The 14,594-nt window shown below is 33.1% G+C and carries 12 protein-coding genes; 8 read left to right on the forward strand and 4 right to left on the reverse strand.

What is annotated here, in order from left to right:
- The first annotated feature begins 10 nt into the window (after positions 1–10).
- Entirely contained in the window at positions 11–2,317 is a 2,307-nt protein-coding gene (locus tag CVD18_RS13200; RefSeq protein ID WP_158250458.1) for a GEVED domain-containing protein, read from the forward strand.
- A 103-nt stretch (positions 2,318–2,420) separates the two neighbouring features.
- Here CVD18_RS13200 and CVD18_RS13205 read toward each other — a convergent pair whose 3' ends face one another.
- A complete protein-coding gene (locus CVD18_RS13205) occupies positions 2,421–4,142 on the reverse strand; it encodes a CHASE domain-containing protein (protein ID WP_103865913.1) in 1,722 nt (573 codons plus the stop codon).
- Positions 4,143–4,483: 341 nt separating this feature from the next.
- Here CVD18_RS13205 and CVD18_RS13210 point away from each other — a divergent pair, with 341 nt between their 5' ends.
- On the forward strand, positions 4,484–5,932 hold the full coding sequence (locus CVD18_RS13210; protein ID WP_103865914.1) for a PAS domain-containing sensor histidine kinase: 1,449 nt from the start codon (positions 4,484–4,486) through the stop codon (positions 5,930–5,932).
- A complete protein-coding gene (locus CVD18_RS13215) occupies positions 5,929–6,330 on the forward strand; it encodes a response regulator (protein WP_103865915.1) in 402 nt (133 codons plus the stop codon). The genes CVD18_RS13210 and CVD18_RS13215 overlap by 4 nt, the downstream gene beginning before the upstream one ends.
- 49 nt (positions 6,331–6,379) lie before the next feature.
- On the opposite strand, the gene CVD18_RS13220 is transcribed toward CVD18_RS13215, so the two are convergent.
- Both CVD18_RS13220 and CVD18_RS13225 read right to left on the reverse strand, forming a co-directional pair.
- Positions 6,380–7,285 (reverse strand): hypothetical protein, encoded by a 906-nt coding sequence (locus CVD18_RS13220; protein ID WP_103865916.1) that lies wholly within the window; start codon positions 7,283–7,285, stop codon positions 6,380–6,382.
- A gap of 142 nt (positions 7,286–7,427) precedes the next feature.
- The gene (locus CVD18_RS13225; protein ID WP_103865917.1) at positions 7,428–7,895 is read right to left on the reverse strand and encodes a CYTH domain-containing protein; all 468 of its coding nucleotides are present in this window, start codon (positions 7,893–7,895) and stop codon (positions 7,428–7,430) included.
- A 117-nt stretch (positions 7,896–8,012) separates the two neighbouring features.
- Between CVD18_RS13225 and dinB the strand changes: the two genes are divergently transcribed.
- The gene (gene dinB / locus CVD18_RS13230; protein ID WP_103865918.1) at positions 8,013–9,125 is read left to right on the forward strand and encodes a DNA polymerase IV; all 1,113 of its coding nucleotides are present in this window, start codon (positions 8,013–8,015) and stop codon (positions 9,123–9,125) included.
- 127 nt (positions 9,126–9,252) lie between these two features.
- Here dinB and CVD18_RS13235 read toward each other — a convergent pair whose 3' ends face one another.
- On the reverse strand, positions 9,253–10,398 hold the full coding sequence (locus CVD18_RS13235) for a methionine aminotransferase (RefSeq protein WP_103865919.1): 1,146 nt from the start codon (positions 10,396–10,398) through the stop codon (positions 9,253–9,255).
- A 208-nt stretch (positions 10,399–10,606) separates the two neighbouring features.
- On the opposite strand from CVD18_RS13235, the gene CVD18_RS13240 reads away from it, so the two are divergent.
- From CVD18_RS13240 to CVD18_RS13255, 4 genes are all read left to right on the forward strand, one after another.
- On the forward strand, positions 10,607–11,266 hold the full coding sequence (locus CVD18_RS13240; RefSeq protein WP_103865920.1) for a succinate dehydrogenase cytochrome b subunit: 660 nt from the start codon (positions 10,607–10,609) through the stop codon (positions 11,264–11,266).
- 13 nt (positions 11,267–11,279) lie between these two features.
- Complete coding sequence (locus CVD18_RS13245) at positions 11,280–13,295, forward strand: fumarate reductase/succinate dehydrogenase flavoprotein subunit (protein WP_103865921.1); 2,016 nt, start codon at positions 11,280–11,282, stop codon at positions 13,293–13,295.
- An 82-nt stretch (positions 13,296–13,377) separates the two neighbouring features.
- The gene (locus CVD18_RS13250) at positions 13,378–14,124 is read left to right on the forward strand and encodes a succinate dehydrogenase/fumarate reductase iron-sulfur subunit (protein WP_103865922.1); all 747 of its coding nucleotides are present in this window, start codon (positions 13,378–13,380) and stop codon (positions 14,122–14,124) included.
- Between the two features lie 127 nt (positions 14,125–14,251).
- Positions 14,252–14,594: transposase (locus tag CVD18_RS13255; protein ID WP_103864054.1), on the forward strand; the 343-nt coding region annotated here is incomplete at its 3' end.

Below are 14,594 nucleotides of genomic sequence, written 5' to 3' on the forward strand. Positions count from 1 at the left end.
CCAAAAAACAATGAAGAATATAACTTTATTGCTTGTCATAGTGATATGCTCAAGTATTAATACTTATTCACAAATAGGCCAGGGAGGAGAACCTTCTTTCTCAAGTCAAAATGTTTCAAAATCCGATCAAGTTCCTGTTATTACGTTACCTAAATTGGATATGACCAAAATACGTAAAGAAGATGAGCAGGAATCAGGAAAAGATGTGCCTATGCGTTTTGCATATCCACATAAAACAAACCTGAATCCCAAAAACTCTGGTAGATGGTATACACATCCAAATGGAGATAAACATTGGTTGATAGCAATCGAATCAAAAGGTGCATTATCACTCAACCTTACATTCTCTGATTTTGAAATTCCAGAAGGAGCTGAACTATTTGTCTATAATAGTGATAAATCAGATATTAGAGGAGCATTTACAGCAGCTAATAACAAAAGCTCAAAACGATTAGGATTAGCTCCTGTAAGAGGAGACAAAATAATTTTAGAATATTTTCAGCCAGCTAATGTTAAAAAAACGCTTGGTTTGACTATTTCAACTGTTGCTCATGATTATAAAGGAGTCATGCGTATGGCTAAAGATTTTGGTAGTTCAGGATCTTGTAATAACAATGTTGTATGTGCAGAAGGAGATCCTTGGAGAGATCAAATAAGATCTGTTGCATTAATAATTTTAGGTAATGGGACTAGATGGTGTTCAGGATCATTGATTAATAACGCATCAAATGATGGCACCCCTTACTTTCTTACAGCAAATCATTGTACTTCTGGTCAAAATGTAACAAATTGGGTATTTGTTTTTAATTATGAATCTCCTGGTTGTACCAATAGTTCTGATGGATTTACAAGTCAATCAGTGTCAGGTTCTCAAATGATGGGTAGTGGTCCAAATTCTGACTATGCGTTATTAAAACTGTCTTCTACACCACCATCAACTTATAATGTATATTATTCAGGATGGGATGCTACAGGAGATATTCCAACTAAAACGACAGGAATTCACCATCCAGCAGGAGATGTCAAAAAAATATCATTTGATAATGATCCTTCTTCTGCTTCTGGATATTTAGGAGGAACAGGAACTACGCATTGGGAAGTTACCGATTGGGATGATGGTACTACAGAAGGAGGATCTTCTGGTTCAGCACTTTTTGATCAAAATAAAAGAATTGTAGGTCAATTACACGGAGGTTATGCGGCATGTGGTAACAATTCAGGAGATTGGTATGGTCGATTATCAGTAAGTTATCCTAATATTTGTCAATGGCTTGCTCCTGGATGTACAACACAAATAGTAGATGGATACAATCCTGGAAATGGAGGTGGGGATACACAAGCTCCTTCTGCTCCTACAGGATTAAGTGCATCTAACATAACTAGTACTTCTGTATCATTATCATGGAATGCATCTACAGATAATACAGGAGTAACAGGATATGATGTGTATCAAGGAAATACTGTAGTAACAACTGTTACAGGTACATCTGCAGCAATAGGAGGATTAACAGCTAATACCTCATATCAATTTAAAGTAAAAGCAAAGGATGCTGCAGGAAACAATTCTGGGTTTAGTAATACGGTTAATGTGACTACCACAGATGGGGGAGTAACAAATTATTGCGCAGCCAATGGTAATAATACATCAGATGAATATATAGGTAGAGTTCAGTTAGGTACTTTGGATAAAACTTCAGCAGCTGGAAGTGGCGGGTATAGTGATTTTACTGCCGAAGCTACAGCCTTATCCAAAGGAAGTGCACATACCATTACTGTAACACCTACTTGGACAGGAAGAAAATACAGAGAAGCCTATGGGGTATGGATAGATTACAATCAAAATGGTGATTTTACTGATGCAGGAGAGAAAGTCTGGACACAATCAGCAACACAAAATGCTACAGTAAGTGGTAGCTTTACAGTGCCTGCTACTGCAGTAGATGGTAGTACAAGAATGAGGGTAATTTTGAGATATAGAAATGCACCTTCTGCTTGTGGATCCTTTAATTATGGAGAGGTAGAAGATTATACAGTTATCATTGGTGGAGCTGCAAGAAACAATGCAGCATTCGCTACAAAGAAGAATAATGTGACTATATATCCTAATCCTGTTACAGGTAATGTGTTAAATATATCATTCAGCTCGCAGTCAGAAAAAGTGTCTTATTCTGTGTTAGATGTATTAGGAAAAACTATTATGACTGTTAATGGTAAAATGAAATCCACAATCGACGTTAGTACTCTGAAAAAAGGAGTTTACTTCTTGAAGTTTACTGATGGAAATATTCAAAATACAAAACGCTTTATAAAACAATAATTTTTACAGAAATTAGTGAGTAAATATTAAAAATAATAATCAGGCTTCTTGATCGCACAAGAAGCCTGATTTTTTATTCAAGCTTTTCAAAGTTAAATATATATTAAATATGAATTTTGAATTTTGTTCCTTTGTCAGGAGTACTTTCTACTTGAACCTTGGCATTATTCATGTCTAAAAACTCTTTGGTAATCATTAAGCCTATTCCTGTGCTACTTTCTCCTACAGTACCTTCTTTTTTGTGCGTCTTACTATATTCAAAGAGTTTTTTTAGTTCAATAGAATCCATTCCAACTCCAGTATCTTCAATTTCTATAATATGTTTCTTTTTTGATTGGTCTAATTTTATTCGGATTTCTCCTCCTTTTTGAGTGTATTTTATTGCATTAGAGACAATATTCCTCAAACTAGCCAAGATCATATTTTTATCAGCATGAATATACGTATCCTTAGTGTTATACTTTACAGAGAAATTTAAATTTTTTAGAGTTATAATAGGTTGAAAATACTCAGTAATATTATCAAACAATTCAGTAATACTAAACAATGATTTCTCAGGCTTTAATGCTAGTAAATCATTTTTAGACCAGCTGATGAGGTTTTCCAACGTGAGATGGATAGAATTTGTGTTTTGTTCCAGAGATTTAATGATTTCTTTTAATTCTGTTTTACTATACCCCTCATAATCCTCTAATATTAGTTTTAAAAGAACATCAATACTTCCAATTCCTCCTCTTACATCATGAGATATTAAAGACAAGAATTTTGATTTCATGGCATTAAGTTGTGTAAGTTGTGTATTTCTTTTGAAAAAAGAATAAAAGAGTAACACAAATAAAGATGTAAAGATTATTCCTGTAATCAAAATGATTAAAGGATGAGATGTCCTTTCCTTTTGTATATACATGTTTGTAGAATGGGCCTTCAATATCCATTTTTTACCCCATAAAGCGGGTAAATTAAATTGATGAGTGTAGCCATTATGAGTATTTGTTTTTGTTGATTGATAGGTAAACAAAGTATCATTAGGAGTTTCACTATTTTGATTAATTAATTGTATTAGAATTTCTTGAGAAATATTGGTGTTGTTAGCAGCTTCAAATATTTTCGAAAATTTAAAAACACCAATAACGAATCCTTTAAGATTTTTTGGGCTAAAGGTGGTATTGTGTTCGTTTTCGTGAAAAATAGGAAGGAAAGCTAAACATCCTTCAGGGTTTATTTTTTCTTGAACTAACTTTATATTCCCACTGATAAGGGGTTTACCTTGTAATTGAGAAGATTTTAATGTGCTATATCGTTCTTTTTCTGAAGCTAAATCAAAACCAAAAGCATCTTTGTTCTCTATAAAAGGGTCAATATAATATACAGGAAAATATTCATCCCTTATGGCTGCATTTACCAAGTCATTGGAATTGTTTTTCTCTGTAAATTTAAAATTTGGAAATCGCTGTTGGTGCTTTTTTTCATAATCAAATCTCATTTCTGGTTTTACCCAAGGAACCCATTCTAAAGCTAGAAAGCTACTATTTCTTTTACGTATAGATTGTGACTCTGTGATGAATTTTTGATAAGAAGGCTCTTCGTTTAATTTAAATAGAGAAGATAATGTGTATAAAGACTCTAGGTTTAATTCAAATTCTCTATGTAGGGAGGCAGCAAATTGATCTACCTCATTCTTGAACTTGATTTCAATTTTTTTGGATTCAAGAATATAATATGACCTTGCAATAATGATTGATAAGATTAGCCCTATTATCCATATAATTGGAATAAAATATTTTGAATGAATCAAGGATTTTAAAAAATGCTGTTTTCTTTTCATAAACTTAGGGGCTGAATAAGTTAATGAATGTAAGATAAACAAAAGATTTTTTCATGAGATAGAAAACTTGTATAATTCAGGATCATAAATAGGAATAATTTAAAGGTAGTGATAATTATATGTATTTTGAATAAGAAGAGGTTTGTTTTTTCTTCATTTATTATTGATTTCTAGTTGTTTATGTTGTGTTATTATGGTAACTTTAATACAAGGATTGTATTGTTTATGATTCTTAGTATTTTGAATGTACTACCCAGATAAACCTATTTTTAATGTTTGTGGATTAAAAAAACAGCTATTTAAAAAAGTTATTAGATCGTTTCACTACTAATTTTAATCTCATGAAAACAAGTTCTGTATACATAAAAAAGAGTGTACTAAACAATGATCTTATTACAATTATAAATGATAAGGGATATTTTGTTGAATCAAATCCTCAATGGTCTGTTTTATTGGGATATGACAAAAAAGAACTTCTTACGATCCCTTATTTAACGTTGGTATATTATGAAGATAGAAGTAAAACAAAACATGCAATAGAAAGTCGACTGCAAATGGCAAACCCTAGGCCGTTTAAAAGTAGAATGGTTAGTAAATTAGGAGATGTTATTTGGTTTGAGTGGATCATAACCAAAATAGGAAGTACAAATGAGTTTTTACTCATTGCCAAGGATATTACTAAACAAAAATCAAAAAAATCTTCTATAGAAGAGGATTTAATAGCCTTAAAACTTAAAAACAGACAATTAGAGGATTTGTTTAATCTAAGCCAGGATTTAATTACAATTTCTAACCCTGAGGGGTATTTTACAAAGCTGAATCCGCAATGGAGTAAAACTATGGGGTATACAGAAAAAGAATTGATGGAGAAACCATATCTATTTTTTGTACACCCTGATGATCAGCAAAATACAGTGGCAGAGGCAGCCAAACAATTTGATGGGACCACAATATTTAATTTTAGAAATCGGTATATAACCAAAAAAGGAGAAACGATCTGGTTGGATTGGAATGCTACGGCATTAGATCATACAGGAGAAGTGTTTGGGATTGCTAGAAATATTACCAGTGCAATAAAACAAGAGCAAAAGATAGAAGCAACATTACAAGAATTAATAGCAAAAAATAAGCAGTTAGAGGATTATGCATACATAACCTCTCATAATCTTAGATCACCAGTAGCTAATATCTTTATGCTGACCAAGTTTTTGGAAGAAAGTAAGCTCACCGAAGAACAAGTAGGGTATACTGATATGATCAAAAATTCTGCTGAATTGTTAAATAAAACTATGAAAGATTTGATTAATGTCGTGCAAATTAATCAAGCTACAGATATGACAATTCAAAACATATCCCTTTTGGAAACTTGTGAAGAAACAAAACGACAACTGAGTGCAAAGATTATGGAAACTCAAGCAAAGATCCATACTAATTTTGAGATTGATACTATTTCCTATTCCTATGCTTATCTAAGAAGTATTTTTCTTAACCTGATTTCAAATTCTTTAAAATATTGTGCTCCAGAAAGAAAACCAATTATTCATATTTCCTCAAAAGAAATAGGTAACGGGATTCAATTAATTTTTGAAGATAATGGGTTAGGGATTGATTTAAAGAAGTTTGGACAAAAAGTTTTTGGGTTTAGAAAAACCTTTCATACCAATAATGCTAATGCCAAAGGGCTAGGGCTTTTTATAATCAAATCCCAAATAGAAGCATTAAAAGGAACCATAGATATTGATAGTGAACCAAATAAAGGAACCAAATTTACCATAAATATTATATTATGATTAAAGGTAGCCATATTTTATGCCTAATAGATGATGATAATATTCATCAATTTATTATTAAAAAAATTGTAAAAAAACTCAGTCCTAACCAAGAATTATTGGTGTTTTCTAATGGAGAAGAAGGAATTGATTTTATGAAATCTAGAATTGGGAAAATTGAGAAATTACCTGACTTGATCTTATTAGACATTAATATGCCTGTTATGGATGGATGGGAGTTTTTAGAAGAATTTGTTACTATTACCCCAGAGATAAAAAAAGAAATTATTATCTATATTTTATCTTCCTCAGATAACCCTACTGACAAAGAAAAAGCTAAGAAGTTTGAGCTGATTTCAGGGTATATTATTAAGCCAATCAATGAGAATCAATTAGAATCACTATTAGAAAATGTTTGAAATCACCCCCCATCATTTTAATATACCTGATGGGGGAAGGAAATCTTTGTTATTGATTCGTATATACTAGTCCAAATGAAAAAGAAGAATGTTTATTATAGTTTCTGCCATCCAGAGTAGTTCCATAACCAGCAGAAATACCAATATTATTTTTGTAGATAGGGATATAGAAAACGAAAGACAAATCTGTGAAATCTACTTCTGTTTCAGGTAAAATCGCAGCTCCACCTGCATTTCCAAATTCAGGAGTACCAATATCATACCCTGAAAAAGAGTTTTGTATATCGAGCTGGGCATGTAAATAAAAGAACTTATTGTAATATCCAATTTTGGTATTGTATACAACGGCATTTGGGATATCAAAATTAGTGCTACTTCGCAAACTATATCCTAACTGAAACTCGGTAAATATGTGAAACGGAGTATTGTATTGAAATATAGCAGATCCATTAATAGCTGTAGCTTCATTACCAATAGAGAGAACTCCTGCACCATCATAATTTCCGATAGGAAAAGTAACTCCAGAAGCCAGGCCTAGATTAATCCTTGAAGAGTTATCAAATTCCTTTTCCAAAACTTTAGCCTTTATAAAAACTCCTAAATCCTGAATTCCATCAGTTTGTGTAGTCTGTAAAACGGGGTCAAGTACACCTTCTTTGCTTTCTATACTAATATAAGGTAAAGTAAGAGTAGTCGATAGCCAGTTTGTAATAGCATATTGGCCATATAAAGAAATGATAGAAGAGGTAATTTCTCCTAAGCCAGCAGGATTTCCTTCGGATAAGGTAGTACCTCTGTAGAATTGATCATAACTCTTATAGCTGTAGCTAGAAGCAAGTGTAAAAGAGTTTTTTTGAGGGTAAAATCCATTTACAGGGATCTGAGAAAAGGACGTTAAAAAAGAGAAAACAAGAAGCATTACCCCAAGTAGGGATTTTTTTGAGTTGTGTGACATTGTGTAAAACTTTTGGTTAACAATAAAAAAGCTTAGACGTCTTGGTAATGAAAACCTTACAGGGATAGCTTTTTCTCTTCTTGTAGGTGTAGTTTCTAGAAGATTCTAGTGACAATCAAATAGAAGAGTTGGCAATAGGAATTTACCATAATGTATAAGGGGTTTTACTTAGTTGAGAATTGTAGTATTTAGTATTCCCCGTGACTTCGGCTCCTAGCCAGTCAGGTTTCAAGAAAGTTTCATCTTCATGCTGTAGTTCAATTTCGGCTATAATAAGACCTTGGTTTTTACCATAAAATTCATCAACTTCATAAATGTGTTTTCCTGAGATCACTTCATAGCGTGTTTTTTCTATGATTCCTTTCTCACATAAAAGTAAAAGATCTTCAGCTTCTGCTACATCAATTTCTTTTTCCCATTCATACCTAGAAGTTCCAGAAATATTACTAATCCCTTTTATGGTAATAAAAGCATTTTGCCCTTTTATTCGTATACGAACCGTTCGTTGAGGGTCTGTATTCAGAAACCCCTGTATGATACGAGTGTTTTTTTGAGCAACGTTTTTAAAATCTTTAGAATTTACAAGGAATTTACGCTCTATTTCGATCATGGATTAGGTAATTTTTGTAATGTAAATTTGTGATACAAAAATCAAAGATAACATGAAATTATACTTTATAAATAGAGACAGAATAAAATAACATTTTAAATCCTTTATTTTTGTAAAGTGGAAGAGTTGGATGTACATAGAAAAATTATTCATGTTGATATGGATGCTTTTTATGCTTCTGTAGAGCAAATGGATAATCCTGAGCTTAAAGGAAAGCCATTGGCCGTAGGAGGTGGAGGGAAACGAGGTGTTGTAAGTGCGGCAAGTTATGAAGCTAGAGTTTTTGGTGTGCGATCCGCTATGCCAGGAGTAAAAGCAAGAAGACTTTGTACTGATCTTATTTTTGTTAAACCGAGATATGATAGATATCAAGAGATATCAATACAAATTAAAAAGATATTCTTTGATTATACAGATTTGGTAGAACCATTATCTCTTGATGAAGCTTATTTGGACGTTACAGAAAACAAAAAGGGAAATCCTAGCGCGACACTTATTGCAGAAGAAATTAGGAAACGTATTTTTGATGAAGTAGGATTAACCGCTTCTGCAGGGATATCGATCAATAAATTTATAGCCAAAGTTGCCAGTGATTATAATAAACCTAATGGACAAAAAACAGTAGATCCTGAAGAGGTTATTGGCTTTTTGGAAGATCTGGATGTGAAAAAGTTCTATGGAGTAGGTAAAGTTACTCAAGCCAAGATGTATCAAATGGGAATCTATACAGGAAAAGATTTAAAAACAAAATCAGAGGAGTTCTTGACTCAATATTTTGGTAAATCAGGAGGGCATTATTATCGTATTGTAAGAGGGGTACACTTAAGCTCAGTAAAGCCAAATAGAGAAAGGAAATCATTAGCAGCAGAACGTACTTTTAGTGAAAACATCGCCTCAGAAATTTATATGTTAGAACGATTAGAAGGTATTGCAGAGGAACTTCAAAAACGTTTGAAAATAAGTAAAGTATCAGGAAGAACAGTAACGTTAAAAATTAGATACAGTGATTTTACCTTACAAACTAGGAGTAAAACATTACCTTATTTTGTAAATGATGCTACTATTTTGTTGGAGACCGCAAAAGAATTACTCTATCAAGAAAAAATGAGAAACTCCGTACGCTTATTAGGGATCTCTCTTTCTAATCTCAATACAGCACTAGAAAAACAAAAACAAAAGCAAAAACAGAAAGAAGAGATAGAGATCATCCAATTGAGGTTTGATTTCTAGAAAATAAAGAATTGTTTTACTCACTTAGTGAGATTTTAATGCTCTCAAGCTTGCTTCTAAATTATAGGTTCATTTCAAACGAATACTTCGTAGGCTTACTTCGAGGTAGTTTATCTGTACAGAATTACTATATATTACAAAGAATCTCTGCCGCTTTTTTTAATGTATCTTCTGTTTTTGCAAAACAAAAGCGAAGCACTTTATCATCTCGGTTATTTTGATTAAAAACAGATACAGGTATAGCGGCAATTTTATGTTCTTTGGTCAATCTTTCAGCAAAAGTAATATCATTTTCTTCTGTAATAGATGAATAATTTAATAATTGAAAATAGGTCCCAGATGTTGGAGTAAAACTAAAACGAGAATTAGCGATTAATGATAAAAATAAATCTCGCTTTTTCTGATAAAAATCAGACAGATAAAGGTAGTTATCAGGGTTTTTTAGATAGGTGGCTAGTGCATGTTGAATGGGGTTATTGCTAGAGAATACATTAAATTGATGTACTTTTCTGAATTCTGTCATCAATTCTTTTGGAGCAAGACAATATCCCATTTTCCAACCAGTAGTATGAAAAGTCTTTCCAAAAGAAGCAGTAATAAAAGCACGTTCAGCTAATCCACTGTATAATGCAACACTTTGATGCGACTGTCCTTCAAAAATTATATGCTCATAAACCTCATCACTTAATAAAATGATATCTGTGTTTTTTAATAATTTTTCTAATTGAAGCATATCTTCTTTAGATAATACACTTCCACTAGGGTTGTGCGGAGTATTGATAATAACCATTTTGGTTTTAGAAGAAATTTTAGAAGCAACCTCTTCCCAATTTACACCATAAGTAGATGCAGATAATTGTATAGGGATAACTGTTCCTCCAAATAAGGAGATAGAAGGTTCATAAGAATCATAAGCAGGCTTAAAAATAATTACCTCATCCCCAGGAGATATAAATGTGGCGATTATCGTAAAGATAGCTTGGGTAGCACCAGAGGTAATTGTAACTTCAGTTTCTGGGTAATAACTATGATTATATAATGCATTGTTTTTATCTGCAATAATTTCTCTTAGGGGTGAAAATCCAGGCATAGGAGCATATTGATTATATCCTTCTTGCATCGCTTTTGTAACTAGATTAATTAGTTCTGGACTGGCATCAAAATTTGGAAAACCTTGAGAAAGATTAAGAGCATTATAACGAGAAGCCATTTGACTCATTACCGTAAAAATAGTTGTAGAAACTTCTGGAAGTTTAGAATTGATATTTTGCATAGGATAAAATTAATATAAATGTAAAATAAAGCTTTCTTTTTTAATTAAACTTAATTATCAATTTCAAACGTTTTAGTAAAGAATTAAGAACAAAACCCTTTTCTTTTTTATATTCATTATAAATAGCAGAACAAACCCAAGTTAAAGCTTGGCTAAAACAGTGGTGAGTCCTATTTTTGTTTCCCAATTAACTAAACATTTTTATATAATGGGTGGATTGATAAAATCTTCAATAGCGAGAAAAGTAGCTATGGCACTTTCAGGCCTTTTCTTGGTTTTCTTCTTATTACAACACTTTACCATTAACTTTACTGCGGTTTTTAGCCCAGATATATTTAATGAACTTTCTCATTTTATGGGAACAAATCCGTTGGTTCAATTTGCACTACAACCAGTATTGATTTTTGGAGTAGTTTTTCATTTTGTAATGGGTTTTGTATTAGAAATTAAAAACAAAAATGCCAGAGCAATCAAGTATGCAAAATATAATGGAGGAGCAAATTCTTCATGGATGTCTAGAAATATGATTTATTCTGGATTGGTGGTTCTAGCTTTCTTAGGATTGCATTTTTATGATTTTTGGGTTCCAGAGATAGTACATAAATATATAGAATTTGCACCAGAAGACCCTACACGATATTATACAGAATTACTACATAAATTTGAAAGCCCTGTACGTACAGGATTATATGTGCTTTCATTTGTGTTTTTGGCGTTGCATTTGTGGCATGGATTTGCATCTTCGTTTCAATCCGTAGGGTTTAATAATAAATACTCGTCTGCGGCAACCAAATTTGCTAAGGTTTTTGCAATAGGAGTGCCGCTAGGATTTGTTATTGTTGCTGTAGTACTTCATTTTACTCATTAAAAATACCACTAATATGTCAATTTTAGATTCTAAAATACCTGAAGGTCCACTGGCAGATAAGTGGACAAAACATAAAAACACAATTAATCTAGTTAATCCAGCCAACAAAAGAAACATAGATGTTATTGTTGTAGGTACAGGATTAGCAGGAGGAAGTGCAGCTGCTACTTTGGCTGAACTTGGATATAATGTGAAAACATTTTGTTACTCTGATTCTCCACGACGAGCACACTCAATTGCTGCACAAGGAGGAATAAACGCAGCAAAAAACTATCAAGGAGACGGAGATTCTAATTACCGATTATTTTATGATACGGTAAAAGGAGGAGATTATAGATCTCGTGAAGGAAATGTACATAGGTTGGCAGAAGTCTCTGGAAATATAATTGACCAATGTGTTGCACAAGGAGTTCCTTTTGCAAGAGAGTATGGTGGATTATTAGATAATCGTTCTTTTGGAGGGGTGCTAGTATCTCGTACATTTTATGCAAAAGGACAAACAGGTCAGCAATTATTATTAGGTGCATATTCTGCTATGAACCGACAGATTAATAGAGGAAAAATACAACCTTTTAATCGACATGAAATGCTAGACTTGGTGAAAGTTGATGGCAAAGCAAGAGGAATTATTGCTCGTGACCTTGTTACAGGAAAAATTGAACGTCATTCTGCACATGCAGTAGTGCTTGCTTCAGGAGGATATGGTAATGTGTTCTTTTTGAGTACTAATGCAATGGGTAGTAATGTAATGGCAGCATGGAGAGCACACAGAAGAGGGGCATTTTTTGCAAACCCATGTTACACTCAAATTCATCCTACTTGTATCCCAGTTTCGGGAGATCATCAATCAAAATTAACATTGATGTCAGAATCTTTGCGTAATGATGGTCGTATATGGGTACCTAAAAGAATAGAAGATGCAGAAGCAATACGAGCAGGAAAATTAAAACCTACTCAATTATCAGAAGAAGAAAGAGATTATTATCTAGAACGTCGTTACCCTGCATTTGGTAATTTAGTACCTCGTGATGTTGCCTCTAGAGCAGCAAAAGAACGTTGTGACGCTGGTTTTGGAGTGAATAAAACAGGAGAAGCAGTATATTTGGATTTTGCATCAGCAATCCAACGATACGGAAAAGAAAAAGCATTAACTTCTGGTATTCATGATCCTTCACCAGATAAAATTACTGCATTAGGGGAAGAGGTTATCGAAAGTAAATATGGAAACTTATTTCAGATGTATGAAAAAATTGTAGATGAAAATCCATATGTTACACCTATGATGATCTATCCTGCAGTACATTATACAATGGGAGGTCTTTGGGTTGATTATAATTTACAAACAACTGTTCCTGGGTGTTATGCTGCTGGAGAAGCCAATTTCTCTGATCATGGAGCTAACAGACTTGGAGCCTCAGCATTGATGCAAGGATTGGCAGATGGATATTTTGTGTTACCATATACTATCGGAGATTATTTATCTCATGATATACGTACTGGTAAAATTCCTACAGATACTCCAGAGTTTGATCAAGCCGAAAAAGATGTAAAAGATCGTATAGATAGATTGATGAATGGGTCAGGTCAACATTCTGTGGATTATTACCATAAGAAATTAGGTAAAATCATGTGGAATAAATGTGGAATGTCTCGTAATGAAAAAGATCTGAAAGAAGCAATCGAAGAAATAGCTGTGTTGAGAGAAGATTTCTGGAAAAATGTAAAAGTTCCAGGAGAAAGAGAAAGTATGAATCCTGAACTAGAAAAAGCAGGAAGAGTAGCAGATTTTCTTGAGTTAGGAGAATTATTTGCCAAAGATGCATTACATCGTAATGAGTCTTGTGGAGGGCATTTTAGAGAAGAATCAGTTGAGCAATCAGGAGAACAAAAAGGTGAGGCTCTTAGAGACGATAAAAACTTTAAGTATGTAGCTGCGTGGGAATACAAAGGTGAGCCTAAAGATGCTGAATTACATAAAGAAGACTTAGTCTTCGATAATATTGAATTAAAAACACGTAGTTATAAATAGTTGATGGTTGATAGTTGTTAGTTTATATAAACTTAATCGTTTTGAACTAACAGCAAACAACTGATAACCAAAAGCTAAAAATATGAATCTTACATTAAAAATATGGCGTCAGAGTGATGCTAATTCTAAGGGAAAACTAGTAGATTATAATATTTCTGGAGTGGAAGGTGATATGTCTTTTTTAGAAATGTTAGACGTGTTAAACGAAGATTTGGTCAATAAAGGAGAAGAGCCTGTGGTATTTGATCATGACTGTAGAGAAGGAATATGTGGGGCATGTTCATTACAAATTAATGGAGAACCTCATGGGCCAGATCGTTTGGTTACTACATGTCAGTTACATATGCGTAAGTTTAATGATGGAGATACGATATATATAGAGCCATTTAGAGCAAAAGCATTTCCTGTAATCAAAGATTTGATGGTAGACCGTGCATCTTTTGATCGTATACAGCAATCAGGAGGGTATATTTCTGTAAATACTTCTGGAAATACACAAGATGCCAACGCTATCCCTATTCGTAAAGAGGATGCAGATGACGCTATGGATGCTGCAACATGTATCGGTTGTGGAGCTTGTGTAGCAGCTTGTAAAAATGCTTCGGCTATGTTGTTTACCTCAGCCAAGGTTTCTCAATTTGCATTATTACCTCAAGGACAAGTAGAAGCTACAGAGCGTGTAATGGCAATGGTAAACCAAATGGATGAAGAAGGTTTTGGTAACTGTACCAATACAGGAGCTTGTGAAATTGAATGTCCTAAAGGAATATCGTTAGAAAACATAGCACGAATGAATCGTGAATATATGAAGGCAAGTATGAAAGGATAAGGTATTCTTTTATAAAATAAGCATATAAAAAAGTCATTCTGGATTTTATCAGAATGACTTTTTTTTGTGCCTTGTTCTCAAAGCATTGTAATACAATTTACGGATAAATTTTTCGTATATTTAAAGAATGGGTAAGCATATATTATTAGAAGTAAAAGAATCCTCAAGTCATTTACGGAATTTAATCAGAAAAGAGACTAATCCTAAAAATGTATTACGACTACAATCTTTGTTACATATTAGAGAATCAAGCTTTTCTACACAATCAGCCTTGGCAGAACATTTAGGATATCACGTTCGTAGTATGGAACTTTGGCTCAAGTTATATAAAGAAGGAGGTTTATTCGCCATGCTTTTGAATTCAAAAGAAAAACAGCAGCGCAAGCGAATCATTACTCCAGCTGTACACGATGGATTATCAAAACGACTTAATAATCCAGAGCAAGGTTTCCATAGTTACGTACAAGCGG

Origin of the sequence: Aquimarina sp. I32.4, assembly GCF_002924285.1 — a bacterium.
Taxonomy (GTDB): domain Bacteria; phylum Bacteroidota; class Bacteroidia; order Flavobacteriales; family Flavobacteriaceae; genus Aquimarina.

Bases quoted from the DNA above. Each gene is read 5' to 3' on its own strand.
- CVD18_RS13200 (WP_158250458.1), top strand. From the start codon at position 11: ATGAAGAATATAACTTTATTGCTTGTCATAGTGATATGCTCAAGTATT.
- CVD18_RS13205 (WP_103865913.1), bottom strand. From the start codon at position 4,142: ATGAAAAGAAAACAGCATTTTTTAAAATCCTTGATTCATTCAAAATAT.
- CVD18_RS13210 (WP_103865914.1), top strand. From the start codon at position 4,484: ATGAAAACAAGTTCTGTATACATAAAAAAGAGTGTACTAAACAATGAT.
- CVD18_RS13215 (WP_103865915.1), top strand. From the start codon at position 5,929: ATGATTAAAGGTAGCCATATTTTATGCCTAATAGATGATGATAATATT.
- CVD18_RS13220 (WP_103865916.1), bottom strand. From the start codon at position 7,285: ATGTCACACAACTCAAAAAAATCCCTACTTGGGGTAATGCTTCTTGTT.
- CVD18_RS13225 (WP_103865917.1), bottom strand. From the start codon at position 7,895: ATGATCGAAATAGAGCGTAAATTCCTTGTAAATTCTAAAGATTTTAAA.
- CVD18_RS13235 (WP_103865919.1), bottom strand. From the start codon at position 10,398: ATGCAAAATATCAATTCTAAACTTCCAGAAGTTTCTACAACTATTTTT.
- CVD18_RS13240 (WP_103865920.1), top strand. From the start codon at position 10,607: ATGGGTGGATTGATAAAATCTTCAATAGCGAGAAAAGTAGCTATGGCA.
- CVD18_RS13245 (WP_103865921.1), top strand. From the start codon at position 11,280: ATGTCAATTTTAGATTCTAAAATACCTGAAGGTCCACTGGCAGATAAG.
- CVD18_RS13250 (WP_103865922.1), top strand. From the start codon at position 13,378: ATGAATCTTACATTAAAAATATGGCGTCAGAGTGATGCTAATTCTAAG.